Source organism: Amycolatopsis sp. NBC_00348, assembly GCF_036114655.1.
Classification (GTDB): domain Bacteria; phylum Actinomycetota; class Actinomycetes; order Mycobacteriales; family Pseudonocardiaceae; genus Amycolatopsis.
In genome coordinates, this window is the sequence record NZ_CP107994.1 from 8,639,071 (window position 1) to 8,661,853 (window position 22,783).

24 protein-coding genes and 1 pseudogene are annotated in these 22,783 nt (G+C 69.9%); 14 read left to right on the forward strand and 11 right to left on the reverse strand.

Annotated features, from left to right (window positions below):
- Positions 1-90: 90 nt before the first annotated feature.
- The gene (locus OHS58_RS38485) at positions 91-1,608 is read left to right on the forward strand and encodes a hypothetical protein (RefSeq protein WP_328645674.1); all 1,518 of its coding nucleotides are present in this window, start codon (positions 91-93) and stop codon (positions 1,606-1,608) included.
- An 89-nt stretch (positions 1,609-1,697) separates the two neighbouring features.
- Here OHS58_RS38485 and OHS58_RS38490 read toward each other — a convergent pair.
- From OHS58_RS38490 to OHS58_RS38515, 6 genes and pseudogenes are all read right to left on the reverse strand, one after another.
- Positions 1,698-2,408, reverse strand: a pseudogene (locus tag OHS58_RS38490) (DDE-type integrase/transposase/recombinase); the annotation flags it as partial.
- A gap of 85 nt (positions 2,409-2,493) precedes the next feature.
- Positions 2,494-3,000 (reverse strand): YceI family protein, encoded by a 507-nt coding sequence (locus OHS58_RS38495; protein WP_328645675.1) that lies wholly within the window; start codon positions 2,998-3,000, stop codon positions 2,494-2,496.
- Positions 2,997-3,608 (reverse strand): VC0807 family protein, encoded by a 612-nt coding sequence (locus tag OHS58_RS38500; RefSeq protein WP_328645676.1) that lies wholly within the window; start codon positions 3,606-3,608, stop codon positions 2,997-2,999. The genes OHS58_RS38495 and OHS58_RS38500 overlap by 4 nt, the downstream gene beginning before the upstream one ends.
- 50 nt (positions 3,609-3,658) lie before the next feature.
- Complete coding sequence (locus tag OHS58_RS38505; RefSeq protein ID WP_328645677.1) at positions 3,659-4,279, reverse strand: VC0807 family protein; 621 nt, start codon at positions 4,277-4,279, stop codon at positions 3,659-3,661.
- 101 nt (positions 4,280-4,380) lie between these two features.
- Positions 4,381-5,136, reverse strand: a complete 756-nt coding sequence (locus tag OHS58_RS38510; RefSeq protein ID WP_326956319.1) for a decaprenylphospho-beta-D-erythro-pentofuranosid-2-ulose 2-reductase — start codon at positions 5,134-5,136, stop codon at positions 4,381-4,383.
- Positions 5,133-6,503 (reverse strand): FAD-binding oxidoreductase, encoded by a 1,371-nt coding sequence (locus OHS58_RS38515; RefSeq protein WP_328645678.1) that lies wholly within the window; start codon positions 6,501-6,503, stop codon positions 5,133-5,135. Before OHS58_RS38515 ends, OHS58_RS38510 begins: the two co-directional genes overlap by 4 nt.
- Before the next feature lie 125 nt (positions 6,504-6,628).
- Here OHS58_RS38515 and OHS58_RS38520 point away from each other — a divergent pair, with 125 nt between their 5' ends.
- Both OHS58_RS38520 and OHS58_RS38525 read left to right on the forward strand, forming a co-directional pair.
- Complete coding sequence (locus OHS58_RS38520; RefSeq protein ID WP_247059940.1) at positions 6,629-7,099, forward strand: GtrA family protein; 471 nt, start codon at positions 6,629-6,631, stop codon at positions 7,097-7,099.
- Between the two features lie 8 nt (positions 7,100-7,107).
- Positions 7,108-9,027 carry a glycosyltransferase gene (locus OHS58_RS38525; protein ID WP_326956317.1) on the forward strand — a complete coding sequence of 640 codons (1,920 nt, stop codon included), beginning with the start codon at positions 7,108-7,110 and terminating at the stop codon, positions 9,025-9,027.
- A 53-nt stretch (positions 9,028-9,080) separates the two neighbouring features.
- On the opposite strand, the gene OHS58_RS38530 is transcribed toward OHS58_RS38525, so the two are convergent.
- Positions 9,081-9,326 carry a hypothetical protein gene (locus OHS58_RS38530; RefSeq protein WP_326945618.1) on the reverse strand — a complete coding sequence of 82 codons (246 nt, stop codon included), beginning with the start codon at positions 9,324-9,326 and terminating at the stop codon, positions 9,081-9,083.
- Positions 9,327-9,467: 141 nt separating this feature from the next.
- Here OHS58_RS38530 and OHS58_RS38535 point away from each other — a divergent pair, with 141 nt between their 5' ends.
- From OHS58_RS38535 to OHS58_RS38575, 9 genes are all read left to right on the forward strand, one after another.
- Complete coding sequence (locus OHS58_RS38535; protein WP_247059943.1) at positions 9,468-10,232, forward strand: ESX secretion-associated protein EspG; 765 nt, start codon at positions 9,468-9,470, stop codon at positions 10,230-10,232.
- Positions 10,233-10,362: 130 nt separating this feature from the next.
- Entirely contained in the window at positions 10,363-10,809 is a 447-nt protein-coding gene (locus tag OHS58_RS38540) for a hypothetical protein (protein ID WP_326945619.1), read from the forward strand.
- A 6-nt stretch (positions 10,810-10,815) separates the two neighbouring features.
- Complete coding sequence (locus OHS58_RS38545; RefSeq protein WP_328645679.1) at positions 10,816-11,385, forward strand: DUF3558 domain-containing protein; 570 nt, start codon at positions 10,816-10,818, stop codon at positions 11,383-11,385.
- Positions 11,386-11,394: 9 nt separating this feature from the next.
- Positions 11,395-12,927: a hypothetical protein gene (locus tag OHS58_RS38550; protein ID WP_328645680.1), complete on the forward strand. Its 1,533-nt coding sequence runs from the start codon at positions 11,395-11,397 to the stop codon at positions 12,925-12,927.
- Between the two features lie 103 nt (positions 12,928-13,030).
- Positions 13,031-13,528: a YbaB/EbfC family nucleoid-associated protein gene (locus OHS58_RS38555; RefSeq protein WP_328645681.1), complete on the forward strand. Its 498-nt coding sequence runs from the start codon at positions 13,031-13,033 to the stop codon at positions 13,526-13,528.
- A 13-nt stretch (positions 13,529-13,541) separates the two neighbouring features.
- Positions 13,542-14,360: a WXG100 family type VII secretion target gene (locus OHS58_RS38560; protein WP_328645682.1), complete on the forward strand. Its 819-nt coding sequence runs from the start codon at positions 13,542-13,544 to the stop codon at positions 14,358-14,360.
- Positions 14,360-15,688, forward strand: coding sequence for a hypothetical protein (locus OHS58_RS38565; RefSeq protein ID WP_328645683.1), 1,329 nt, complete (start codon positions 14,360-14,362; stop codon positions 15,686-15,688). Before OHS58_RS38560 ends, OHS58_RS38565 begins: the two co-directional genes overlap by 1 nt.
- A gap of 22 nt (positions 15,689-15,710) precedes the next feature.
- Positions 15,711-16,091, forward strand: coding sequence for a hypothetical protein (locus OHS58_RS38570; protein WP_326945626.1), 381 nt, complete (start codon positions 15,711-15,713; stop codon positions 16,089-16,091).
- Entirely contained in the window at positions 16,088-17,056 is a 969-nt protein-coding gene (locus OHS58_RS38575) for a hypothetical protein (RefSeq protein WP_328645684.1), read from the forward strand. Before OHS58_RS38570 ends, OHS58_RS38575 begins: the two co-directional genes overlap by 4 nt.
- Before the next feature lie 4 nt (positions 17,057-17,060).
- On the opposite strand, the gene glfT1 is transcribed toward OHS58_RS38575, so the two are convergent.
- Genes glfT1 through wzm form a run of 3 tightly spaced genes read right to left on the reverse strand, consistent with a single transcriptional unit; the run spans position 17,061 to position 19,741 of the window.
- Complete coding sequence (gene glfT1 / locus OHS58_RS38580) at positions 17,061-17,969, reverse strand: galactofuranosyltransferase GlfT1 (RefSeq protein WP_326945628.1); 909 nt, start codon at positions 17,967-17,969, stop codon at positions 17,061-17,063.
- Positions 17,969-18,784, reverse strand: a complete 816-nt coding sequence (gene wzt, locus OHS58_RS38585) for a galactan export ABC transporter ATP-binding subunit Wzt/RfbE (RefSeq protein ID WP_247059962.1) — start codon at positions 18,782-18,784, stop codon at positions 17,969-17,971. The genes glfT1 and wzt overlap by 1 nt, the downstream gene beginning before the upstream one ends.
- 3 nt (positions 18,785-18,787) lie before the next feature.
- Positions 18,788-19,741, reverse strand: a complete 954-nt coding sequence (wzm, locus tag OHS58_RS38590) for a galactan export ABC transporter permease subunit Wzm/RfbD (RefSeq protein ID WP_328645685.1) — start codon at positions 19,739-19,741, stop codon at positions 18,788-18,790.
- Between the two features lie 128 nt (positions 19,742-19,869).
- Between wzm and OHS58_RS38595 the strand changes: the two genes are divergently transcribed.
- Positions 19,870-20,895, forward strand: a complete 1,026-nt coding sequence (locus OHS58_RS38595) for an N-acetylneuraminate synthase family protein (protein ID WP_328645686.1) — start codon at positions 19,870-19,872, stop codon at positions 20,893-20,895.
- Positions 20,888-22,018, forward strand: a complete 1,131-nt coding sequence (gene neuC, locus OHS58_RS38600; RefSeq protein WP_326945631.1) for a UDP-N-acetylglucosamine 2-epimerase — start codon at positions 20,888-20,890, stop codon at positions 22,016-22,018. The genes OHS58_RS38595 and neuC overlap by 8 nt, the downstream gene beginning before the upstream one ends.
- Before the next feature lies 1 nt (position 22,019).
- On the opposite strand, the gene OHS58_RS38605 is transcribed toward neuC, so the two are convergent.
- On the reverse strand, positions 22,020-22,700 hold the full coding sequence (locus OHS58_RS38605) for an acylneuraminate cytidylyltransferase family protein (protein WP_326945632.1): 681 nt from the start codon (positions 22,698-22,700) through the stop codon (positions 22,020-22,022).
- Positions 22,701-22,783 lie beyond the last annotated feature (83 nt).

Sequence of the window (22,783 nt, forward strand, 5' to 3'; positions counted from 1 at the left end):
CCGTCACTTTCGCCGTGAAAGTGACGGCTCTGGTGTCACTTGATACCGGTCAGATCACGTTCGCGTCACGAGCAGAGTACGGTGTTCGTGATGCGAAGCGCCTCCGCAGAACTCGACGAGGCCACCGGTGCGCTGCCGGTGGCCCAGCCCGTCACCCGTACGTGGATCCTCCCGGCGGGTGCCGCGGTGGCGTCCGCCGTGGTGTTCGCCCTGGTCAGCCGCCATCTGATCGATGACACGTACATCACGCTGTCCTACGCCAAAAACCTCGCCTTCCACGCGCACTGGGGCCTGATCGAGCAGGGCACGGCGAACACCGCGACGTCCCCGCTGAACGTGCTGGCCCTCGCCGCGGTCACGTTCGTCGTGCGTGACGCCGTGGTGGCCGCCGGGATCGTGTTCGTCGCCGCGCAGGTGGGGCTCGTGCTCGGGCTGCGCCGGCTGGCCGGGCGCGCCGGCCTGCCGCCGGCGTTCGCGCCCCTGACGTTCGCCTTGCTGCTGGTCAACCCGCTGCTGCTGTCGTCGGTCGGCCTGGAGGTGGCGCTCGGCGCCACCGGTGTCGTCTGGACGCTCGTCTACGCGGGGGAGCGCCGGCCGGGCCGGCTGGGGCTCGTGATCGGGCTGCTCGCGCTGGTCCGGATCGACCTGCTGCTCATCGCGCTCGTGGTGTTCCTGGCCCGCCGCGAGTTCTGGGACGGCATCTGGCGGACGGTCTTCGGCGCCCTCGCCGTGACGCTCCCGTGGTTCGGCTTCAGCTGGCTGGTGCTCGGCTCGGCCGTGCCGGACACGCTGGTCATCAAGATCAGCCAGCAGTCGTGGGGCCCGTTCAGCTTCACCAACGGCCCGCTCCTCTACTGGCGCAACTTCCCGGCCGCGGCCACGCTGTCGTTCCTGCCGCTGCTGCTCGGCGGCCTGGCCGGGCTGCTCTGGCTGGTCCAGCTCCGCCGTGGCTCGGCGACGGCCCGCCGCCTGACGCCGTTCGCGATGCTCGCCGTCGCGGGCGCGTTGCACTACCTCGCCTACAGCCAGCTGGGCGTCCCGCCGTACCACTGGTACTACGCGCCGAGCATCATCGGCGCGACGATCTTCCTGGGCGCCTGCGTCACGGCGGCGCCGCACCGGGCGAAGCAGGCCGCGTGGACCGGCGCCGGCGCGGTGCTCACCGCGAGCGTCGCGGTGTACGTGCTGCCGGGCGTCCCGCGCCAGTTCGCGCCGATCACCAGCAACCACGCGTCGACGACGGAGTACCGCGAGATCGGCCAGGAACTGGCGGCGATCGCCCACGGCCGCACGGTCGAGACGGCGGGCGAGGTCGGCGCGCTGGCGTACGCGTGCGACTGCGAGCTGGTGGACGAGTTCTCCGACCGCGGCGCGGTCGACCCGGCGATCGCCGAGACGAAACGCCGCAGCGGCGAGCTGGGCCGCGCGCTGCTCGAGGCCAACTTCCACAACTTCGACCACAGCGTCGCCCCGATCAGCCCGCAGCTGGTCCTGGCGACCACGCGCCACGCCCCGCCGTCGACGGCGCTGGCGAGCTGGCACATCGACTCGCCGTGGATGGGCCGGCAAAACCTCTACCTGATGCCCGCGCCGGCCCCCGGAAGCTGACCCGCCGGCGTTTGTCCACAAGCGACGTCAGATGTGGACAACTCGGCCCGCCGGCGGCTTTGAAGCCGGTTCCGTCGCCCGGCGCCGATAGCATGAGAGCGGTAGGCGGAGCCGTTGTCGGACAGAACCCGTTCAACGGTCACGCCGCGGTCGGCGGACCAGGCCACCGCCCGACGCAGGACCGCAGCGGCGGTGGCGGTCTCGTCGGAGTGAATCTCGGCGTAGGCGACGCGCGAGTGGTCGTCGATGACGGTGTGCACGAACGCGGTCCCGGTGCGTGGGTTGCGGTAGGCGTTGCGCGGCAAGCCGGAAGTAGCTCGTTTGTTGCGGGCTCCCTGCTGCCGGCCGAGGTATCGGTGTCCGCCGCGTCGGGGATGTTGCCGAACTTGGTGACGTCGACGTGGATCAGCGAGCCGGGGTGGTCGTGTTCGTAGCGGCGCAGCGGCTCACCGGTGACCCGGTCGATGCGGGTGAGCCGGTTGATCCGGCAACGCACCAGTACCGCGTGCGCGGTCGAGGCGGGAAGAGCGAGCCGACCGGCGATCTGGACCGGGCCCAGTCGCTTGCGCCACCGCAGCCGCACGATCGCCCGCACCAGGTGTTGGGGGGGTGCGGGTGGGGCTGTGGTGCGGGGCGTGAGCTGCGATCAGCCATCCCGGCAACACCTTCGAGCTGGTAGCGGCGAGCCCATTTCGCGGCGGTTTGGCGGCGACCATGAACATCTTCGCTGCTGCGGCGCAGGTCCAGCCTTGTTCGACGATCAGGCGGGCGAGCCGGGCCTTCACCTGTCTGCACGACAGGCCTTCACCGGGTCACCTCAGCTCGGGACAACGTCCCTGGACATCACACCCAGAGGAGGGCGGGGGTGGGGCCCGCTCCGGGAGTTCAGCTCCGCAGCGCGGTGACGTCGAGGGTGAGCGTGAACTCGCGGCCGCCCATGCGCTTGCCGTACGTCATCCCGAACGCGAAGCGGTCGATGACCGTCGCCGCGCGGGCCGTGAAGCCGTCCGGTGTCAGCGTGACCGCGTCGATCTCGCACTGGACGCGGCCCGCCGTCCCGCGGACCGCCACGATGCCGTCCAGCAGCCAGCGCGTGCCGTCCTGGCGGGGGTGGCCCTCGGTGAACGTGATCACCGGGTGCTCGCGGCCGTGCAGGAAGCGGCGGGACTGCAGTTCGGTGTCGCGCAGCCGGTCGCCGGTCGCGAGGCCCGTCGCGTCGATCTCCGCCGTCACCAGCGACGCCGTGACCGGGTCGCCGACGAGCACCGTGCCGCCGGCCAGCGGGAACTCGCCGGTCACCGTCGACATGCCGAACAGGTGCGTGCCGGACACGCCGACCCGGCACCGCGCCGGGTCCAGCCGGTATTCGCCGGGTGGCGGGATCTCGATCATCGGCGCGCCCACATCCGGTTCATCGTGCCCTCCCGCGCGAGCAGCACCTGGGTGACCACCTGGAGCACCACGAAACTCGCGATCGACAGCACCGTATCGAGCCCGGGCACGCTGTCCACCAGGAACGTGTACGCCAGCGCCACGCTCAGCCCGCTGTGCACCAGCCCGCCGACGCCCCAGATCACCGTCAGCACGCGCCAGACCCGGCGGAACGACGGCGTGTCCGCCCACCGCGCCTCCAGCGTGTCGGCGCGGTGCGGCACCAGCGCCAGCACGGCCTGGTACGTCGTCGGGCGGCGGCCCACCCACAGGCTCGCCAGCATCCAGACGCTGAACAGGATGCTGAACCACGCGCTCCGGACCAGCTGCAGCCGCGCGTCGCCGGTCAGCAGCGACGTCACCAGCCCGATCGCGACGACGAACAGCACGAACAAGCCCATGCCGTCGACCCGCCGGTGCCGCAGCGCCAGGTACAGCATCCGCAGCGCCGGCGGGAGGCCGCTGAACGCCAGCGCCCAGATCGGCGCGACGTCGAACGCCCGCAGCAGGTAGTACCCGCCGACCGGCGCGGCGATGTCGCAGAGCAGCGCGACGAGCGATTTCCCCATGCCCCGAGCTTCGCGGCCGGGCCGGGCCGGGGCCATCGTCGACCTGGCTCCTACGCATCCACCGTCCGGTTGATGCCGGCGATCAACCGCTTCCGGGTGAGCTTCACGCCGAGCAGCAGGCAGCCGACGGTCAGCGCGGTGTCGAGGAACGGCACGACGTCGACCGGCAGCGTGAACGCCATCAGCACGACGGCGCAGCCGAGCAGCACGCCGCCCACGCCCCACCAGAGGGTCACCGTGCGCCACGGCTGCCGGAAGCCCTCGTCGGCGGCCCAGCCGGCCTCGAGTCCGGCGGCGCGGGCCGGCTGGAGCGTGCAGATCGCCCGGAACAGGAACGGCCGCCGTCCGACGACCAGGCTCCCCAGCATCAGCCCGCCCAGCAGCAGCCCGACCCAGGCGCTGCGGACCAGCAGCAGCCGCGGGTCGCCGGAGATCAGCGCCACCGCGCCGTTGACCACGAGCACGGCCAGCACGAACGCGCCGATCGGGTCGATCCGGCGGTGCCGCACCAGGACGTACCCGGAGCGGATCGCCGGCGGCAGCGCGCTGACCAGCAGCGCCCACAGCGCGTCGACGTCGAAGGAGCGCAGGACGTAGAACAGGGCCATCGGGAGCGCGACGTCGCGCAGAAGCATCGTCAGCCGGGCGCGGTCACTCGAGGTGTTCGTCATGACGACAGTCTGTTTCGACAGCCGTCACGACACATCGGCTCGCGGGTCGGGCCCGGATGGAAATCCGGCTCCACCCGCGGGTGGAGGCCCCAGGAGAGATCTCAGATGGGGAGCTTGCGGAAGATCGGCCGCGGGACGTGCCGCAGCGCCGACATCACCAGGCGGAACGGCGCGGGCGCCCAGACCAGGTCCTTGCCCGAGCGCGCGGCCGAGACGGCGATCTCGGCGACCTGCTCAGCGGTCTGCGCCAGCGGGGCGTCCTTCATGCCCTCGGTCATCTTCGTCTTGACGTGCCCGGGGCGGACGACGGTCACCTTCGCGCCGTGCGGCGCGAGCGCCTCGCCGAGGCCCAGGTAGAAGCCGTCGAAACCGGCCTTGGTCGAGCCGTAGACGAAGTTGGACCGCCGGACGCGCTCGCCGGCCACCGACGACAGCGCGATCACCGTGCCGTGGCCCTGGACCTTGAGCTTCTCCGACAGCGCGACGCCGACCGACACCGCGGCCGAGTAGTTCACGGTCGCTAGCTCGACGGCCTTGGCGTGGTCCTGCCAGAGCTCCTCGGCGTCGCCGAGCAGGCCGAACGCCACGACCGCGACGTCGATGTCGCCGCCTTCGAACGCCTTGTCCAGCACGCCCGGGTGCGACGCCAGGTCCTTCGCGTCGAAGTCGACGGTCGCGACCTCGGCGCCCTTGTCCTTCAGGCGCTGCGCGGCCGCGTCGAGCCGCGGCGAGGGCCGGGCCGCGAGCACGACCCGCAGCGGCTTCTCGGCCAGGTACTTCTCCGCGATCGCCAGTGCGATGTCGGAGGTGCCGCCGAGCAGCAGCAGGGACTGGGGGTTGCCAACGGCGTCGATCACAGTGCGAGCCTCCGGCTCATGTCAGAGGCGAAAACGCCTTCGGGGTCCACGGCGGCGCGAACCTTGCGCCACTCTTCGAGCCGCGGGTACATCTTCGCGAACGTCTCGGGCGAGGTGCGTGAGTCCTTCGCGGTGTACAACCGCCCGCCGAGTTCGAGGACGTCGTCGTCGAGCTCCTGGCAGAACCGGCTGAGCCCGTCCTTGATCGGGAAGTCGACGCAGACCATCCAGCCGGGGTGCGGGAACGACAGCGGCGCCGCGTTGCCCTCACCCATCCGCTTGAACACGTTGAGGAAGGAGACGTGCCCCGACTCGGCGATCTTCTTGACGATCTTCTCGAGCGGCTCGGCCGCGCCCAGCGGCGTCGAGAACTGGTACTGCAGGAAACCCTTGGAGCCGTAGGCCCGGTTCCACTCGCCGAACATGTCCAGCGGGTGGTAGAAGGCGGTCAGGTTCTGGATGACGCCGTGGGCTTCCTTCGGCGTCTTCCGGTAGTACAGCTCGCCGATCGTGCCGAAGGTCAGCTTGTTCGCCAGGCCGTTCGGGAAGACGTCCGGCAGCGTCGCGAGCTGCGGAGCGTCGAACTTCAGCGGGTTGGCGCGCAGCTTCGGCGGCAGTTCGTCGAGCTTGGCGAGCGAGCCGCGGCCGAAGGCGGCGCGGCCCAGCTTCGAGCCGGTGGAGATCGTGTCGAACCACGCCGAGGAGTAGGTGTACTTGTCGTCGGAGCCGTTGCTGACCAGCTCCAGCGTCTCGTCGAGGTTGTTCGTGCGCTCGTTGTCGGCGAGGAAGTACGCCGTCTCCGTCTTGGTCATCCGGATCTTGGCCCGGAGGATGATCCCGGTCAGGCCGATGCCCGCCACGGTCGCCCAGAACAGCTCGGCGTCCGGGCCCTCCGGCGTCAGCGTGCGGACCTTGCCGTCCGCGGTCACCAGGTCCATCGACACGACGTGGTTGCCGAAGCTGCCCGCGCTGTGGTGGTTCTTGCCGTGGATGTCGTTGGCGATCGCGCCGCCGATCGTCACCTGGCGCGTGCCCGGCAGCACCGGGACCCACAGGCCGTACGGCAGCGCCTCGCGCATCAGCTGGTCCAGGCTCACGCCGGCGTCGAGGTCGACGAGCGCGCTGTCCGGGTCGATCGAGTGGATCCGGTTCAGGGCCGTCATGTCGATGACGAGGCCGCCCGCGTTCTGCGCCGGGTCGCCGTAGGAGCGGCCGAGCCCGCGGGCGATGACACCGCGTTCACCGGCCTGGGTCACGGCCCGCGCGATGACTTCGACGTCTGCGGTGCTCAGCACGTCGGCGGTGGTCGGTGCCGTCCGCGCCCAGCCCGTGAGCGTGCGACGCTGTGTGTCGAGTCCTGGGGTCACCCGACCAGGGTAGCCACGCCGAACGATGCCCGGAACGTGACCCTGAAGTGCTCGCTTCTACACTTTGCGCATCAAGGCACAAGCGCCCGCGCGGGTGACCATGACTCAGGCAACGAGGTAATGCAGTGGTGGCGACCGATCCGCAAGCCGACATCGCAGCTGCGCAGCCGTCCTCCATCGGACTGCTCGGGCAGCTGATCCGCTTCGCCCTGATCGGTGGCTTCTGCGCCCTGATCGACCTGGGTACGTACACGCTGCTGACCCAGGTGGCCGGGATGGCCGCTTCACCGTGGGTCGACATCGCGCGCGCTATCAGTTTCATCGTGGGCACGACCACGGCGTTCTTCCTGAACCGCAAGTTCACCTTCTCCGGCGGGCGGCGCGACGGGAAGACGCAGGTCGGCTCGTTCGTCCTGCTCTACACCGTGACGTTCTTCGTCGCGGTCGGGGTGAACCAGCTGATGCTTCAGGTGCTGCCGGAGTCCGCGTGGCAGCACACCCTGTGCTGGGCCGTGTCGCAGGCCACCGCCACCGTGATCAATTTCGTGATGCTCAAGTGGGTCGTCTTCCGCGAGCCGTCGACTGAGGAGAACTGAGGAACTTCATGCCCGGTAAAACAGCTACCCCGGCGCCGACCACCACTGCCGGCGCGGCCGCCGAGACGCGGTTCACCGAGCACACTCCGCAGGGTCGCCTGACGGCGCAGCGCGGGCTTTACGCCGGCCCGGCGCCGATCGTCAGCAAGGACCTCTACGCCGAGCTCGAGTGGGGCTCGGCCGTGCGGGAGCGTGCGGCGATCAGCCTCGAGCCCGCCTCCAAGGTCTCGGGCAACACGTACTTCGGGCGGTTCCCGGCGTCCTACTGGCAGCGCTGGACCACCGTGACCGAGGTGTCGGTCGAGGCGGTCGTCACCGGCACCGGGCTGCTGTCCATGGGTGCCTCCGACGTCGAAGGTGAACCGCGGGTCATCGAGGCCGAGCAGGTCACCGACGTCACACAGCACAAGATCGCCCTGACCGGGAAGCTGGACAAGTTCTACGACGGTGGCGCGCTCTGGCTCGACCTGGAAACCGAAGGCGGCCAGACCCTGCGCGTGGAGCAGGTCCGCTGGACCGTCGAAGCCCCCGAGACGATCCGCCCGACCGCGGTCACCATCTGCACCATGAACCGCGCCGATGACTGCCTGAAGAACCTGCAGGCCCTCGCCGCCGACGTCTCCTCCCTCGACACCCTCGACGCGATCTACGTCGCCGACCAGGGCACCGACCTGGTCGAATCCCGCGACGGGTTCGACCAGGTCGTGAAGGACCTCGGGGAGAAGCTGCACTACATCAAGCAACCCAACCTCGGTGGCGCCGGCGGGTTCACCCGCGGCCTGTACGAGGTCGCCGGGCACACCGCCACCGCCCACGCCAACGTCCTGTTCATGGACGACGACGTCCTTTTGGAGCCGGACCTGGTGATCCGGATGACGGCGTTCTCCAACCGCGCCGCCAACCCGATCATCGTCGGCGGGCAGATGCTCAACCTGTTCCACCCCAACCAGCTCCACGTCGGCGCCGAATACGCCCGGTTGAACACCCTCGAACCCGGTCAGCCGGTCGAGCATTCGCTGACCACCGCGGACCTGCTCGGGGTGGACGAGGAGACGTTGAAGCCGAACCGGCAGGAACGCCGTCTCGACGCCGGCTACAACGGCTGGTGGTCCTGCCTGATCCCGTACGAGGTGGTGCAGGCCACCGGGTATCCGATGCCGTTCTTCTTCCAGTGGGACGACGCGGAGTACTCCTACCGGGCCCGGGCGCACGGCTTCCCGACGGTGACGTTGCCGGGTGCGGGGGTGTGGCACGCGGACTTCCACATGAAGGACTGGGACGAGTGGCACCGCTACTTCAACCTGCGCAACTCCATCATCACCGCCGCGCTGCACTCCCCGTTCAACCTGAACCTCCTCTCCCGCGTCCTGCTCGCCCAGCTCGTGCGGTACCTGCTGGGCATGCAGTACGGCCTGTCGGCCACGTTGATCAAGGCCGTGGAGGACTTCCTCGAAGGCCCTGAAGTCCTGCGCGACGGTGGCGTGGAGGCGATGAAGGAGATCCGCCGGATCCGCGACCAGTACCCGGAGACCAAGCGCCACAAGGCCACCGACGTCCCGGGGATCGCCTCCAACGACATCGGCATCATCAACAGCGCGCCGCGGCCCAGCATGCAGCGCCTGGTGCTGATCAAGCGCGTGCTCGACCGGGTGCTCGGCCGCAGCCGCTTCGGGCTCGGCGCGGTGCCGATCGACGAGGCGAACTGGTGGCACATCGCCCTGTTCGACACGGCGGTCGTCACCGACGCGAACCAGGAAGGCGTCCGCGTCCGCTCCTACGACAAGGTCAAGATGTTCGACCTGGCCAAGCGCGGCGCGAAGGTCGTCCAGCGGCTGCGCAAGGAAGGCGCGGGAGTGCAGGAGCAGTACAAGCGCGCCATGCCGGAACTCACCTCGCGTGAGAACTGGAAGCGCCTGTACAAGCTCTGACCCAGGTGTCCCGAAGGCCGTCTCACGATGCGTCGTGAGGCGGCCTTCGTGCGTCAGGTGTGCATGCCGAAGATGTTCGTCTTCCGGTTGAGGTCGTCGATGTAGGCGGCGGCGACGTGGGCGAAGTTGATCGTCACCTCGGCGTCGTTCTTGGTGGTCACCGTGTCCACCGCGGCGGACTTCACCAGCTGGGGGAGCTTGCCCGCCAGCTTCCCGGATTCTTCGGCGGTCAGTGCGAACAGCAGCGGCTCGCCGCCGGTGGCGAGGTGCAGCACGAGTGCGGGTTTCTGGTCAGCCATGCACCCATCGGACCAGCGGCGATCTTCGCGCGGCAAGCGAGTTCGCTGAGGGCGCAGCGGCTTCGGCGTCCGGCTGCGGTCATCGTGTGCGGTGGACTACCGTTTCCCGGAGATCTGAAACCCGCGGGGGAGATGCAAGCGATGCCACACACGTTCTCGCTGTCGCTGGCGGCGGTGGACATCCTGGTCGAACGCCTCGGTCTCGGCCGCGCGCCGACGCCGTTCGAGGTCCCACACGTCGGCACGACCGTCGAGCAGCGGGGGATGATCCGCGACGCCGTCGTCCGCGACCTCACCGGGCGCGGGCTGTGGCAGCGCGGCCGCCTCGACGCGGACGCCGAGCTGGCGCTGGCCACCTTCGTCCGCGGCAGCCTGACCATCAGCGCGGTCGCCGAGCTGGGCGGCAAGCAGCTCTTCGCCCGCGTCGCCTCCGACGGCCAGTTCGCCGTGCTCGCGAAGCAGGACGAGAACCTCATCGTCTTCGAGGAGGTCCGCCCGACGGGCATCGTCCCGGCGATCGTCGACCTGCTGCCGCTGACCCCGGCCGCACCCGGCCAGTCGGTCACCATCTCCCGCCCGGCCGAGCAGCCCCGCCAGCAGCGTCGCGACGACGCGTACGACCCCTTCGCCGGCGTCAGCGGCCCACGCTCGCACAGCGGCGCCGGCGGCCCGCAGGTCCGGATGATCGAGCGCGTCTTCCAGGAGCCGAAGAAGCGCATCGGCCAGTTCACCGCCCAGACCCGCGGCGGCACGTTCCCCCCGCTGGCCTGGTTCGACACGGAACAGGGCCGCTGGCTGATGTCCTCCCGCCGATCCGACGACGGCCAGCGCTGGATCACCTACGCCCCGGCCGACAACGCCCGCCTGGCCCAGCAGCTGTACGCCCAGCTCGAAGGCCAGTTCTGACCCTTGCGGAACCTTCGGCGGCGGCCGCGCGTCACAGGTGAAGATCGGTGAACGGCAGTTGCGCAGGGTACCCGGCTAGTAGACTCCCGGGTGCACACGCACGGGCGAAGCGATACGGGGTGGAACAGCGATGTTGATAGCCGACGGCGGCGGTGGCGGCTCGTTCGCGGACATAGTCAACCCGCTCTCCTCGGGCAGCATGAGCGAGGCGATCAAGGGCGTCACCGCGGAGACCCAAAAGCTGGTGGACGCCGCCAAGGGCGGCGGTTTCAAGATCACCCCCGAAGGCGTGAAGCCGATCCGTGACGCGCTGAACGACCTGGTCACCGACCTGCGCCACTTGGACAAGGACGTCGTGGTCCTGAACCAGACGCCGCAGCTGGGGAACCACCCGTACGGTCACACCGTCGCGAGTCACGACCAGAAGGGTGCGGCGGACGCGGAAGGCTCTGCCGGCGTTGCGCTGTCCCAGCTCCGCGAGGTGGCCAAGCAGGCCGACGAGGCGCTGGCCCGGGCCGCGGGTCAGTACACCGAGGCCGAGAACACCGCTCTCGACAGCCTGAAGTCCAAGCCGTAGGGAATGATGAAACTCCTCGCACGCGCTGCGTTGCCCGTCGTCGCGGGCGTCTTCCTGCTGGCCGGCTGCACCAGCGCCCAGAACGGCACGGCCACGCCGGCGAATTCGGAGTCGGCCGCGCCGACCTCCGGCAGTTCGAGCACCGCGGACCCCGGCAGCGCCACGACTACCGCTCTTGAACCGTGCACCTTGCTGACGGCTGCCGACGTCAGCCCGTACAGCACGTTCGGCGACGCCGAGGAGAAAAAGCTCGGCGGAGCGCGGATCTGCGGTTATGAGAACAAGACCACCACGGCGAGCGAAGAAGGCATGACCATCACTGCCGCCATCCGCGACGACGTCCCGCTCGACGCGGTCGTCGACACCGGTGGTGGCATCAAGGACCTCCAGGTGAACGGCCGCAAGGCCAAAGAGGCGTCCAGCACCGCGCCGCTCGGCTGCACGGTCGCTCTCGGCGTCGGGGACAAGGCGCGAGTGGACGTGAACGTCACGTCGGTCAACACCGTCGAGAGGGCCTGCCAGCTCGCCGAGGACGTGGCCACGAAGATCGTCGAGCCGCGGTTGCCGAAGGGATAGGGGACCCAGATGAGCACGCGACAGCAGCCTCCGGCGCCCAAGACGCCGGACAAGACGCCGCAGCAGGTCCAGGACATGGCGCCCGCCGACCGGGATGCCTACCTCCAGCAGAAGGCCGACGAAGGCGTCGACCCCGGCAACTGGCTCTTCGGGCCGCTCCAGCAGTGGATCGCCCAGCAGCAGGCCAAGAACCAGTCCCAGGAGATGGGCGACAAGAACGTCGCGGAGGCCACCAAGGGCCGCGACGTCGACTACGTCTCCGGCCTGAACGCGCCGAACGCGGACTACAAGGGCAGCGACCACACTCAGCTCCAGGCGTACCTGCAGAGCAACCTGAACGTCGAGCAAGTTTCCGACGTCTCGACCGCGTACCACCAGGTCCACCAGGTTTTCGACAAGTTCGCCACGTCGATGAACACCGCAGTCAATTCCTCCAAAGGCACCTGGGAAGGGCCTGCCGCGGAGAACGCGCAGTCGTACTTCACCAGCCTCGGCAAGTGGTCCGACGCCAACTCGCAGAACGCGAAGCTGGCCTCGGAGACCATCTACGACCAGGGTCAAGCCGCCTCCACGGCCAAGAACTCGATGCCCGCCCCCATCCCGTTCAGCTGGACCGACGAGATGAAGAACTGGGCGACGTCCAACCCGTTCAGCCTGCCGGACAACGTCGACAAGTCGTTGCAGAAGCAGAAGGACAGCCAGGCGGCGCACGACCAGGCCGCCAGCGTGATGTCGACCTACGACAAGAACCTCTACGAGGCCGCGTCGAAGCAGCCCGCCTTCGCGCCGCCGCCCAGCTTCAGCACCGGGGGCGGCACCGGTGACCCGACCGGTGGTGGCGACAAGGAAGGGATCAACAACCCCTCCGGCGTCAACATGCCGGGCTCCGGCTCGGTGAACACGCCGGGCGGCAGCAACGGCAACAACTCCACCGGCAACAACTCGACCGGCAGCAACTTCACCGGCGGCAACGTCCCCGGTCCCAACGTCACGCCGCACATCTCCGGGCCCGGCTCGACCACGGGCGCCGGGATCCTGCCGGCCGGGACCACCACGCCGTCGGGCTTCCAGCCGGGGGCCGTGCCGACCGGGTCGGCGGGGAACCCGAACACCTCCATGGGCGGCATGCCGATGAGCCCGATGCCGATGGGCGGCGGTATGGGTGGCGGCTTCGGCGGCGACGAGGCCTACAACTCCAAGCTCGGCGGAGGCGCGGGCGGCGGTGGCCGGGGTGGTTCCGGCTTCGGCCCCGGTGGCTCGGGCTCCGGCAGCGCGACCGGCGCGGGCGCCGCCTCGGGTGCGGCCCGGCCGGGTGGCATCGGCGCGGCCGAAGCGGCCGCGGGGCGCGGCATGGGCGGCCTCGGCTCGGGCAGCGGCGCGGCGGGCCGCGGCGGGATGGGCGCGGGCGGCATGGGCCGCGGCCAGAAGGGCGAGGGCGACGAGGACACGGAGCACTCGCGCCCGACGTACCTGGTCGAGGGCGACCCCGACGAGGTCTTCGGCACCGACATGCGCACGGCCCCGCCCGTCATCGGCGAATAACAGCTCGGCGAAACGCCCCGCACCAGGTGCGGGGCGTTTTCGCGTCCACGCTGGTCACGGAACCAGTAACCTTCCCCGCGCGTCGGACTGCGGGGAGGCCGGGATGACACCTGAGGAATGGCTGGCGAACTTCGAGACGAAGATCGCCGACGTCCGCGAGAAGGCCGAAGAGTTCCGCGTCGGGCTCGAGGCCGCCGGCACGACCGTGGCTTCGCCCGACGGGACGATCCACGTCGGGGTCGCGCCCAACGGCTCGCTGACCGACCTGCGGCTCACCGACTCCGCCATCGCCGGCAAGTCCGGGGCCAAGCTCGCCGAGGAGATCCTCAAGCTCGCCCGCAAGGCGCAGCGCGACGCCGCCGTCAACGTCGCGGCCGCGTTCGCGCCGCTGGGCGGGGACTCCGAGGCCATGCACATGGTCACCGGCTACGTCCCGCCGGAGGAACCCGAGGAGCCACCGGCGCCCGATCCGATCCGTGAACGACAGCTCTGGCAGCACGAAGAGCCGGAAACGCCACCGCCACCGCCACGCCGTCCGACGCGCCCGCCGCGCGACGACGATGACGACTTCGGCGGCTCCGCGATCATGCGCCGCGACTGAGGGGACTTCGGACATGACCACCGCCACTTCCGGGGCCGGTGTCTTCGACACCTACGCCGGGCTCGTCGACTCCGTCACCGCCGACTCGGAGTCCGAGGGCCAGCGCGTCCTCGACGTCTCCATCAGCGCGGCCGGCGCGGTCGTCGACACCGTCGGCGCCGCCATCGACCCGCTCGGCGCCGTCCTCAACGCCGGCGTCGGCTGGCTGCTGGAGCACATCAGCTTCCTGCGCGAGCCGCTGGACGCCCTGCTCGGCAACCCCGACGAGATCAACGCGAACGTCGACCAGCTCAAGTCCGCCGCGGCCGAGATGCACACGCTCGCCCAGGAACACCGGGACGACCTGCGCAGCGTCGCCGAATGGACCGGCCAGGCCGCCGACGCCTACCGCGACAGCCTCACGAAGATGGCCGAGGAGCTGGAGTCGCTCGGCAAGACGCTCGACGGGACCGCCGCGGTGGCGGGCATCTCCGGCATGCTCGTCACGACGTTGCGCGGCATCGTCTTCGGGCTGATCTCGTCGGTGATCGCCGAGCTCATCCGGGACGCGCTGATCGCGGCGGCCTCGGCGGTCTGCACCTTCGGCGGCTCGATCGCCGCGTTCTGCGGGGTCGCGTCGGCCCGCGCCGCGGCGACGGCGTCGAAGATCGCCGGCAAGATCAGCAAGCTCCTCGAAGGCTTCGGGCGCCAGGGCGGCCGGCTGGCCAAGCTCCTCGAAGCCATGGAGAAGCTCACCACGGGCCTGGACCGGTTCTCCACGGTCGGCGGGCTCGCGACGGGCGCGTACCAGGCCGCCAAGCCGTACGAGACCCAGCAGCCGGCGGAGGCGTGATGGCGACCCACCACACCAGCACCCCGCACCACACGAGCACGCCGCACCACACCCCGGACGTCTCGCCGGCGCACCACGAGACGTCGAGCCCGCACCCCACCGAGCCACGTCCGGCGGCGGGTGGCGGCCACAGCGGCGGGTACGCCCTGCACACGGAGTCCCTGGGCACCATGGAAGGCCACCTCGGCCGGACGAAGGACAAGGTGCACGCGGTCGGCCGGACCGTCTCCGGCGCGAACTTCGGCGCCCAGTCGATGGGCCTGGTCGGCTCCACCATGACCGGCACGCTCAACACCACCGTCTCCGCGGCCAAGGAGCACGTCACCCGGGCGGGCAAGGCGGTCGAGGACGCCGGCACCCGCACCAAGGCGGTCCGCGAGCACTACCAGACCACCGAGGCGAACGCGGCGGACACGATGACCGCCGCCGGCAAGCGCGTCGACGCGCCCACGGAGAAGACCGCGGCGAGCGGTTCAGGCGGCGGCGGAACCCCACCGCCCGGTGCGAACCCGCCCCACCCGCCGGACGACCCCGGCGGCATGCACAACAACCAGGGCCACCACGCCACCGACGACGAGCTGCGCGGCCAGTACACCCGCGACTCGATGCAGACGCGCCCGACGTCCACGGACGACCAGATCCGCGGCGCGGCAAGCAGGTTGGGCTACGACCCGGACCGCCACCTGGCGATGACCCTGCAGCCGACGGCGAACCTGACCCCGGCCCAGCGCGCGGAGATCGTCGCGGTGCGCAACGAACTGAAGGCCGACCCGGGCGAGATCATGACGAAGGTCGTGAAGCCCGAAATGGGCGAAGCCACGTTGGAAAACAAGACCAGGTACGTGGAGCTGAGCACCGGCGACACCAAGGTGTTCGACCCCGCGCAGGTCGGTGGTTCCGTCGCTCGGGGCAGCGACACCGCACAGTACGGAACGCCCGCGGAGTTCCGGACCAAGCTGGCGCTCGATGACCAAGGGGCGGGGTGGACACCGATCGAAGCCAATGCGCCCCACGCCTACCAGCTCAGGTTCCCCGCTTCTCGTGACGCGGGTGCGATGGAGATCAGCTACGGCGGCACGGATCCCGGGTCCGCACACGACATGCAGGTCCTGTCCGGACAGTCGGCGCCGCGCCCGTGGGATCCACCGTTCCTCGGCACGGGCTACACCGGCGGAGGCGTACCGGAATGGCTGCACACCCGGGCGGATTACGGCGGCCGTGCCGAGATGTACTTCGTGCACGCGGACGGGACGGAATCCTTGGCCGGGGTGTACTTGGACGGACGAGGGTGGTTCGACGTACGTGGACGAGGAGGGGCGGGTGCCTGAGTCGAGGAGGATCTCCCCCCGGGTGTCCGGGGTGTACCGGGGTTCGGTCTTTTCGGTGTCGGAGCGGCCTCCGGACCGGGTGATGCTGCGACGCGAAGGGGTTCCTGACCAGGAAGTGGCGATCGCGGACCTGGACGAGTGGTACACGGTGCGCACGTACGGCACCTTTCTCGATCACCGGTTCGAGGTCTACAGCGAAGAGGACGGCGAGTTCTTCATCGGCGTGGTGGGAAAAGGCGACGGTCACTGGCTCGCCGATACCTGGGCCAAGCCGGAAGAACACCCCGACGTGCATTTCCAGCAGATGGACCGGTTCACTTACGAGGCCTTGGTGCCGAAGCACATGGTGACTGACATCCATGAGGTTCGCACCGACCATCCGACGACAGAAGGAAACCGATGAGTCCTGACGCTCCCGCCGGTCTCGCGGGCGGCACCGTCGTCCAGCTGCCGGTCAAGCCCGGGCTCGTCGGGCTCTACCTGGGGAACGTCATCGTCCCCGGGCGCTTCGAACCGCACCGGATCCAGGGGTTCGCCGGGCGCGCCGAGGACGTCGCCGAGCTCGACGCCGCCGCCGCGCTCCGGAACTACGGGCTGGCCAAGATCCCCGGCTGGGGCTCGCTCGACGCCCTCTACCTGCTCAAGTTCGCGGCCGGCCACACCTTTCCGTTCCGCACCTCCTACGGCTCGTCGGACCGGGAGATCGCGGCCGAGCTGGGGGTGGCGCGGGTGTACCCGCCGCCGTTCCTCGGCACCGGGTACTTCCCCGGGGTCGACCACCCGTTGCCCGAGTACGTCCTGCGGCTCATCGAGATCCCGGCCGGTGCGGAACTGGTCGTCCGCCGCGACGAAGGCGACGTGCGGCTGGCGCAGTACCACAGCCGGAAGGTCGGCTGGATCCCCGACCAGAAGGACGGTTTCGGCGAAGCCGCGTTCTTCCCGCCGCCCGTACCGCTACCGCCGCTGGTGCGCCGCGGCTACACCGCCCGGTACCGCGGAGGCGACTTCGACGCCGAGTTCGCCGGCGCCGGCCGGGTCGTGCTGCACCCGTTGCCGGGTGCGGCGCCGCCGGCCGACTTCACCGAGACCTACGGCTTCCGGATGAAGGTCGTCGAGCAGGTCGAACTGGACGACCTGACGTTCGTGCGGACGCTGTGCCGGTGGCGCGGTGGCACCTTCGAGGTCCTCGGCCGCGGGCGGGACAGCGCCGACCTGCACCTGGTCGACGAGGACTACCTGCTCGCCCGCGACCTCGGGCTCGTCGAGGTGGACTACCGCGTGTGGCGCCAGACCGTGCCGGCCGCCGAGCTCACCGACGTCCGGACCGAAGCCGAGCCCGTGCCGATCGAAGGCGCGTACCGCGGCTGAAAAGCTAGTAGCGGTAGAACTTCTCCGCCCGGCCCTGGCGGACCAGCTTCAGCCACGCCAGGAACGCCTTCGGGTCGCGCTTCACGCCCACGAAGTACAGGCCGAAGCGGAGCACCTCCAGCGCGCCGATCTTGCGCATTCCCGGCTGTGACAACAGGTAGCCGCGGTTGCGGTACGTGTAGTACCGCTTGACCTCGTTCTCCGGGTCCTGGGCGTGGAACTTGCCGCCCAGCATCGGCTTGAACTCGTCCGAGCCGTCCGGGTGCAGGTACTTCGTCTTGAGCGACGTGCCGAACGGCAGGCCCGAGCGGGCGAGCCGCCGGTGCAGCTCGACCTCGTCGCCGCGGAAGAACAGGCGCAGGTCCGGCACGCCGACGACGTCCAAAGTGGACGCCCGGAACAGGGCGCCGTTCATCAGGGACGCGATGCCCGGCAGGAAGTCGACGCCCAGCTCGGACTGCGACCGCTTCCACGTCAGGCCGCGGCGCAGCGGGAACGCGAGCTTCTCCGGCGCGTCGATGTTCGACACCACCGGGGAAATCTCGGCCAGGCCCCGCTTTTCCGCTTCCTCCAGCAGGATCGCCAGCACGTTCTCGTCGGCCGGACGGCCGTCGTCGTCGGCCAGCCAGACCCACTCCGCGCCCAGCGAGAGCGCGTGCAGCATGCCCAGCGCGAACCCGCCGGCGCCACCGAGGTTCCGGTGCGACGGCAGGTACGTGTGGGGCAGCGGGTAGTTCTCGACGACCTCGCGGGCCGAGTTGTCCGGCCCGTTGTCGACGACGACCAGGTGGTCGACCGGGCGGGTCTGGGCCGCGATGACCTTCAGCGAGTCCGCGAGCAGCTCGCGCCGGTGCCGCGTGACGACCACGCCGACGACCGCGCCGTCGGGCAGCTGCTGGGTCTCGCTGGCCATCATTCCCCGCCGTTCGTCGTCGCCACCGGCTCGATGCCCAGGCGCTGCAGCGTTTCCTGGCTCATGTCCATGAACGGGTCGCGGCCCTTGTACCCGGTGAGGACGTCCCGCAGCGAACCCTGCTGCTTGAGGTGCCCCTCGTCCATCCAGAGGGCCGAGTCGCACAGCTCGAACAGGAACTCGTCCGAGTGGCTGGCGAACACCAGGATGCCCGAGCGCTTCACCAGGTCCTTGAGGCGGTCGCGCGCCTTGTTGAGGAACGCCGCGTCGACCGCGCCGATGCCCTCGTCGAGGATCAGGATCTCCGGGTCGATCGAGGTGACGACGCCGAGCGCCAGTCGCACGCGCATACCCGTGGAGTACGTCCGCAGCGGCATCTGCAGGTAGTCGCCGAGCTCGGTGAACTCGGCGATGTCGTCGACCCGCTTCTCCATCTCCTTGGCCGTCATGCCGAGGAAGAGGCCGCGGATGATGATGTTCTCCTCGCCGGAGATCTCCGGGTCCATGCCGATGCCGAGGTCGAAGACCGGCGCGATCTTGCCGGTGATCCGCGACGAGCCGCGGGTGGGCTCGTAGATCCCGGCGAGCAGCCGCAGCAGCGTGGACTTGCCCGCGCCGTTGTGGCCGACCAGGCCGACCCGGTCGCCCTCGCGGAGGTTGAGGGTCACGTCGTGGAGGGCCTCGATGATCGGCACCTTGGTGTCGGTGCCGATCTTGCCGCCGACCTTGCCGAGGACGCGCTTCTTCATCGACCGGGTCTTCGCGTCGAAGATCGGGAAGTCGACGAAAGCGTTCTGAACATCAATGGAGACCATGTGTCACACCCAGTAGGAGACGCGGGCACGGTAATTGCGCATCGCGACGAGCGCGAGCGCCCAGCCGACGATGGTGATGGAGCCGACCACGATCCAGTTGCCCGCCGTGAACGACTGGCCGAGCAGCGGGGCGCGGACCACCTGCATGAAGTGGTACAGCGGGTTCAGCTGGATGATCGGCAGCACCCACGAGATGCTCGCGCGAGCCCCGCCGCCGAGCAGCTGGTCGACCGGCCACACGATCGGCGTGCCGTAGAACAGCAGCTGGATCAGCGAGTTGATGACCTGCGGGATGTCGCGGAAGCGGGTCGAGATGATGCCCAGCAGCAGCGTCACCCAGCCCGCGTTCAGCGCCAGCAGGACGAAGCCGGGGATCGCGAGCAGGATGTTCCAGCTCAGGCCCGGGTGGCAGTACTGGCCCAAGTGGCAGAGGCCGTCCGCGGAGCCCAGCGAATACGGGTTGTCCAGCGCGCCGAAGAAGATCACGAGGATGACGACGTAGACGATCATGTTGTGCGCGAGCAGCAGCGTCTGGCGCCACACGGTGCGCAGCATGTAGACGCTCAGCGGCGCCGGGAGCTGCTTGATCATCCCCTCGTTGGCGATGAACGTCTCCATGCCCTCGGCCAGGCACCCGCTGATGAAGCCCCAGAGGATGAAGCCGGTGCTCAGGTAGGGCAGGAACACCTCGATGGGCGAGTGGAACAGCTGCGAGTACAGCAGCCCGAGCCCGAGCGCGATGACCGCCTGGCTGATCGTGATCCAGAAGGGCCCGATCACCGACCGGCGGTAGCGCTGCTTGATGTCCTGCCAGCCGAGGTGACCCCACAGCTCGCGGGCGGAGAAACCGGCCTTGATGTCGGCTATGGCTCGCGCGAACGTCTTGCTGTCCGACCTCGGCGGTGCCGACGTCGCTACGGGTGAGTCCGCGGCCTGAACCGTGCTGGTGGCATGCACGTGGACGAGGGTACCGATGGGATGAGCGGGCCCATTGGTAGGGCACTCGGGTCGGGCCGCCGGGGTCCGGTACGGCACGGGCTAAGGTCGTGGACGGACCGCAGCCACGCAGCGACCCGGAGGTTTTCATGTTCATGCTCGGCGAGCACCCGGTCGGTGCCGACCACCCGCCTCTCGTGATCGCCGAGATCGGCATAAACCACGAGGGTGACCCCAAGAAGGCCCACAAGATGGTCGACGACGCCGCGGACGCCGGCGTCCAGGTCGTCAAGATCCAGACCCACGTGGTCGACGACGAGATGATCCCGAACGACGTCGTGCCCGGCAACGCCGACGAGCCGATCTGGGACATGATGAACCGGGTCGCGCTCACCGCCGAGGACGAGCGCGAGATCAAGGCGCACGCCGAGGAGCGCGGGCTGGTCTTCCTGTCGACGCCGTTCTCCCGCGCGGCCGCGGACAGGCTGGCCGAGCTGGACGTCGCCGGCTTCAAGATCGGCTCGGGGGAGTGCAACAACTACCCGCTGATCCGGCACGTCGCCTCGTTCGGCAAGCCGGTCATCCTGTCGACCGGGATGAACGATGTCGCGTCCATCACCCCCGCCGTCGAGATCCTGCGCGCGGCCGGGGTCGGGTTCGCGCTGCTGCACTGCACTTCGCTCTACCCGACGCCGCCGGAGCAGGTTCGCCTCGGCGCGCTCGCCGAGCTGCACGCCGCGTTCCCGGACGCCGAACTCGGGCTTTCCGACCACACCACCACCATCTACCCCTGCCTGGGCGCGGTCGCGCTCGGCGCCTCGGTGCTGGAGCGGCACTTCACGTCCGACATGAGCTGGCCGGGTCCGGACATCCCGGTGTCCTCGACCCCGGCCGAGTTCAAGGAGCTCGTGGTGGGCTCGCGGCTGATCCACGCGGCGCGCGGTGGCTCGAAGCAGATCCTCGCCGAGGAGCAGCCGACGATCGACTTCGCCTACGCCTGCGTGGTCACCACGAAGGACGTCGCCGAAGGCGAGTCGCTCAGCACCGAGAACATCTGGGTCAAGCGGCCCGGCACCGGCGAGATCAAGGCCAAGGACTTCGAGAGCCTGCTCGGCCGGGTCGCGACGCGGGCGCTCCCCGCGAACACGCAGGTGAGCTGGGCGGACCTTGGCTGAGCCCGGGCGGCGTGAGGTCCTGTTCCTCACCGGGACCCGCGCCGACTTCGGGAAGCTCCGGGACGTCATGCTCGCCGTGCAGAAGAGCTCGGTGCTGTCGGCCCGGATCGTCGTCACGGGCATGCACATGCTGCGCAGCTACGGCTACACCGTGCGCGAGATCGAGCTGGCCGGGCTGGAGCGGCTGCACCTGATCCCGAACCAGATCGAAGACGAGCCGATGGCGCTCGTGCTCGCGAACACCGTCCAGGCGCTGGCCCGGCTGGTGCACGAGGAGCAGCCGGCCGCGATCGTCGTGCACGGCGACCGCGTCGAGGCGCTTGCCGGCGCGATCGTCGGGTCCCTGGCCAACGTCCGGGTCGTGCACATCGAAGGTGGCGAGGTCAGCGGCACCATCGACGACGTCATCCGGCACTCGCTGTCGAAGCACGCCCACGTGCACCTGGTCGCCAACGAGCAAGCCCGCCGGCGGCTGCTGCAACTCGGCGAGGAAGAGGATCGGATCTTCGTCGTCGGCAGCCCCGAGGTGGACGTCCTGACGTCCGCGCGGCTGCCCGACCTCGACGAGGTGCGACGGCACTACGAGATCCCGTTCACCGACTACGGGTTGCTCGCGCTGCACCCGGTCACCACCGAACGCGACCTCAACCGGCGGAACGCGGCCGCCGTGGTCGACGCGGTCCTCGCCGAGGGCAACTGGGTCGTCATCGACCCGAACAACGACGAGGGCTGCCGCGAAATCCGCAGCGAGCTCGACCGCCTCGCCGGCCCGCGGTTCGTGCGGCTGCCGTCGATGCGCTTCGAATACTTCGTCACCCTGATGAAGAACGCGGCGGTCGTGCTGGGGAACTCGAGCGCCGGCGTCCGGGAGGCGCCGGTGCTGGGCACGCCCTCGGTCACCGTCGGTACGCGGCAGCGCAACCGCGCGGTCGCGCCCAGCGTGCTGACGGTCGAGCCGACCGCGGACGCCGTCTCGGCCGGGATCGCCGAGGCCCGGGCAATGGGCCGCTGCGAGCCCGATACCGCGTTCGGCGAACCGGGTGCCCACCGGCGCATCGTCGAACTGCTCGAAGGCGACGAGATCTGGCGGCCTTCGCTGTACAAGGCCTTCGTCGACCGCTGAGTCAGCGGCGGGCGGCCGCCCGTTCCTCGGCCAGCACGAGGTCGGCCGCGGAGTCGATGTCGATCGCACGTTCGACCGGCACGAACTGCGGTCGCACCTCGGGGATGAAGAACCGCTCGTGCGTCCGCAGGTCCCCGGCCCGCACCAGGTAGATCCCGCCGGTCGGGCGCAGTACGACGGGCAGCGTCTGCCGTGGCGCCTCGAGGTCGGACCAGTCCCGCACCGGCGCGATGCCGCCGTCCGGCGTCTCCAGGCACACCTTCAGCGGGTGGTGCTCGGCCGTCCGGCACATCTGCACGACGGAGCCGGTGGGCCGGTCGGCGTGGATGTCGAGGCTCTCGGCGATGTCGCCCGCCGTCCGCAGCGGCGACGTGGGCTGGAGCAGCAGGACCAGGGTCGAGTCCGGGACGTCGAGGGCGTCGAGGGCGTGGAGGACCGCCGGGAGGGTCCTGCTGGCCGAGTCCGCGAGGCGGGCCGGGCGTTCGACGGTCCGGGCGCCTTCGGCCGCCGCGGCGGCGGCGATCTCGGCGTCGTCGGTCGTGACGACGACGTCCGCGATCCCGGCCGCGACGGCGGTGTGCACCGTGTGCGCTACCAGCGGACGGCCCTGGAAGAGCGCCAGGTTCTTGCCCGGCAGCCCGACGGAGCCGCCCCTAGCCGGGACGATGGCCAGCGCGGTCACAGTGCACCCCTTCCGGGTGACGACGGTGGTCTGTCGGCTATTGTCCGTCTGCTCAACTGCCGCCTGACGGCGGCCCGGTTACT

Excerpts from the sequence above, each read along its gene's own strand:
- OHS58_RS38485 (WP_328645674.1), top strand. The coding sequence starts at position 91 with ATGCGAAGCGCCTCCGCAGAACTCGACGAGGCCACCGGTGCGCTGCCG.
- OHS58_RS38495 (WP_328645675.1), bottom strand. The coding sequence starts at position 3,000 with ATGATCGAGATCCCGCCACCCGGCGAATACCGGCTGGACCCGGCGCGG.
- OHS58_RS38500 (WP_328645676.1), bottom strand. The coding sequence starts at position 3,608 with ATGGGGAAATCGCTCGTCGCGCTGCTCTGCGACATCGCCGCGCCGGTC.
- OHS58_RS38505 (WP_328645677.1), bottom strand. The coding sequence starts at position 4,279 with ATGACGAACACCTCGAGTGACCGCGCCCGGCTGACGATGCTTCTGCGC.
- OHS58_RS38525 (WP_326956317.1), top strand. The coding sequence starts at position 7,108 with ATGCCCGGTAAAACAGCTACCCCGGCGCCGACCACCACTGCCGGCGCG.
- OHS58_RS38530 (WP_326945618.1), bottom strand. The coding sequence starts at position 9,326 with ATGGCTGACCAGAAACCCGCACTCGTGCTGCACCTCGCCACCGGCGGC.
- OHS58_RS38535 (WP_247059943.1), top strand. The coding sequence starts at position 9,468 with ATGCCACACACGTTCTCGCTGTCGCTGGCGGCGGTGGACATCCTGGTC.
- OHS58_RS38540 (WP_326945619.1), top strand. The coding sequence starts at position 10,363 with ATGTTGATAGCCGACGGCGGCGGTGGCGGCTCGTTCGCGGACATAGTC.
- OHS58_RS38545 (WP_328645679.1), top strand. The coding sequence starts at position 10,816 with ATGAAACTCCTCGCACGCGCTGCGTTGCCCGTCGTCGCGGGCGTCTTC.
- OHS58_RS38550 (WP_328645680.1), top strand. The coding sequence starts at position 11,395 with ATGAGCACGCGACAGCAGCCTCCGGCGCCCAAGACGCCGGACAAGACG.
- OHS58_RS38555 (WP_328645681.1), top strand. The coding sequence starts at position 13,031 with ATGACACCTGAGGAATGGCTGGCGAACTTCGAGACGAAGATCGCCGAC.
- OHS58_RS38560 (WP_328645682.1), top strand. The coding sequence starts at position 13,542 with ATGACCACCGCCACTTCCGGGGCCGGTGTCTTCGACACCTACGCCGGG.
- OHS58_RS38565 (WP_328645683.1), top strand. The coding sequence starts at position 14,360 with ATGGCGACCCACCACACCAGCACCCCGCACCACACGAGCACGCCGCAC.
- OHS58_RS38575 (WP_328645684.1), top strand. The coding sequence starts at position 16,088 with ATGAGTCCTGACGCTCCCGCCGGTCTCGCGGGCGGCACCGTCGTCCAG.
- glfT1 (WP_326945628.1), bottom strand. The coding sequence starts at position 17,969 with ATGGCCAGCGAGACCCAGCAGCTGCCCGACGGCGCGGTCGTCGGCGTG.
- wzt (WP_247059962.1), bottom strand. The coding sequence starts at position 18,784 with ATGGTCTCCATTGATGTTCAGAACGCTTTCGTCGACTTCCCGATCTTC.
- OHS58_RS38595 (WP_328645686.1), top strand. The coding sequence starts at position 19,870 with ATGTTCATGCTCGGCGAGCACCCGGTCGGTGCCGACCACCCGCCTCTC.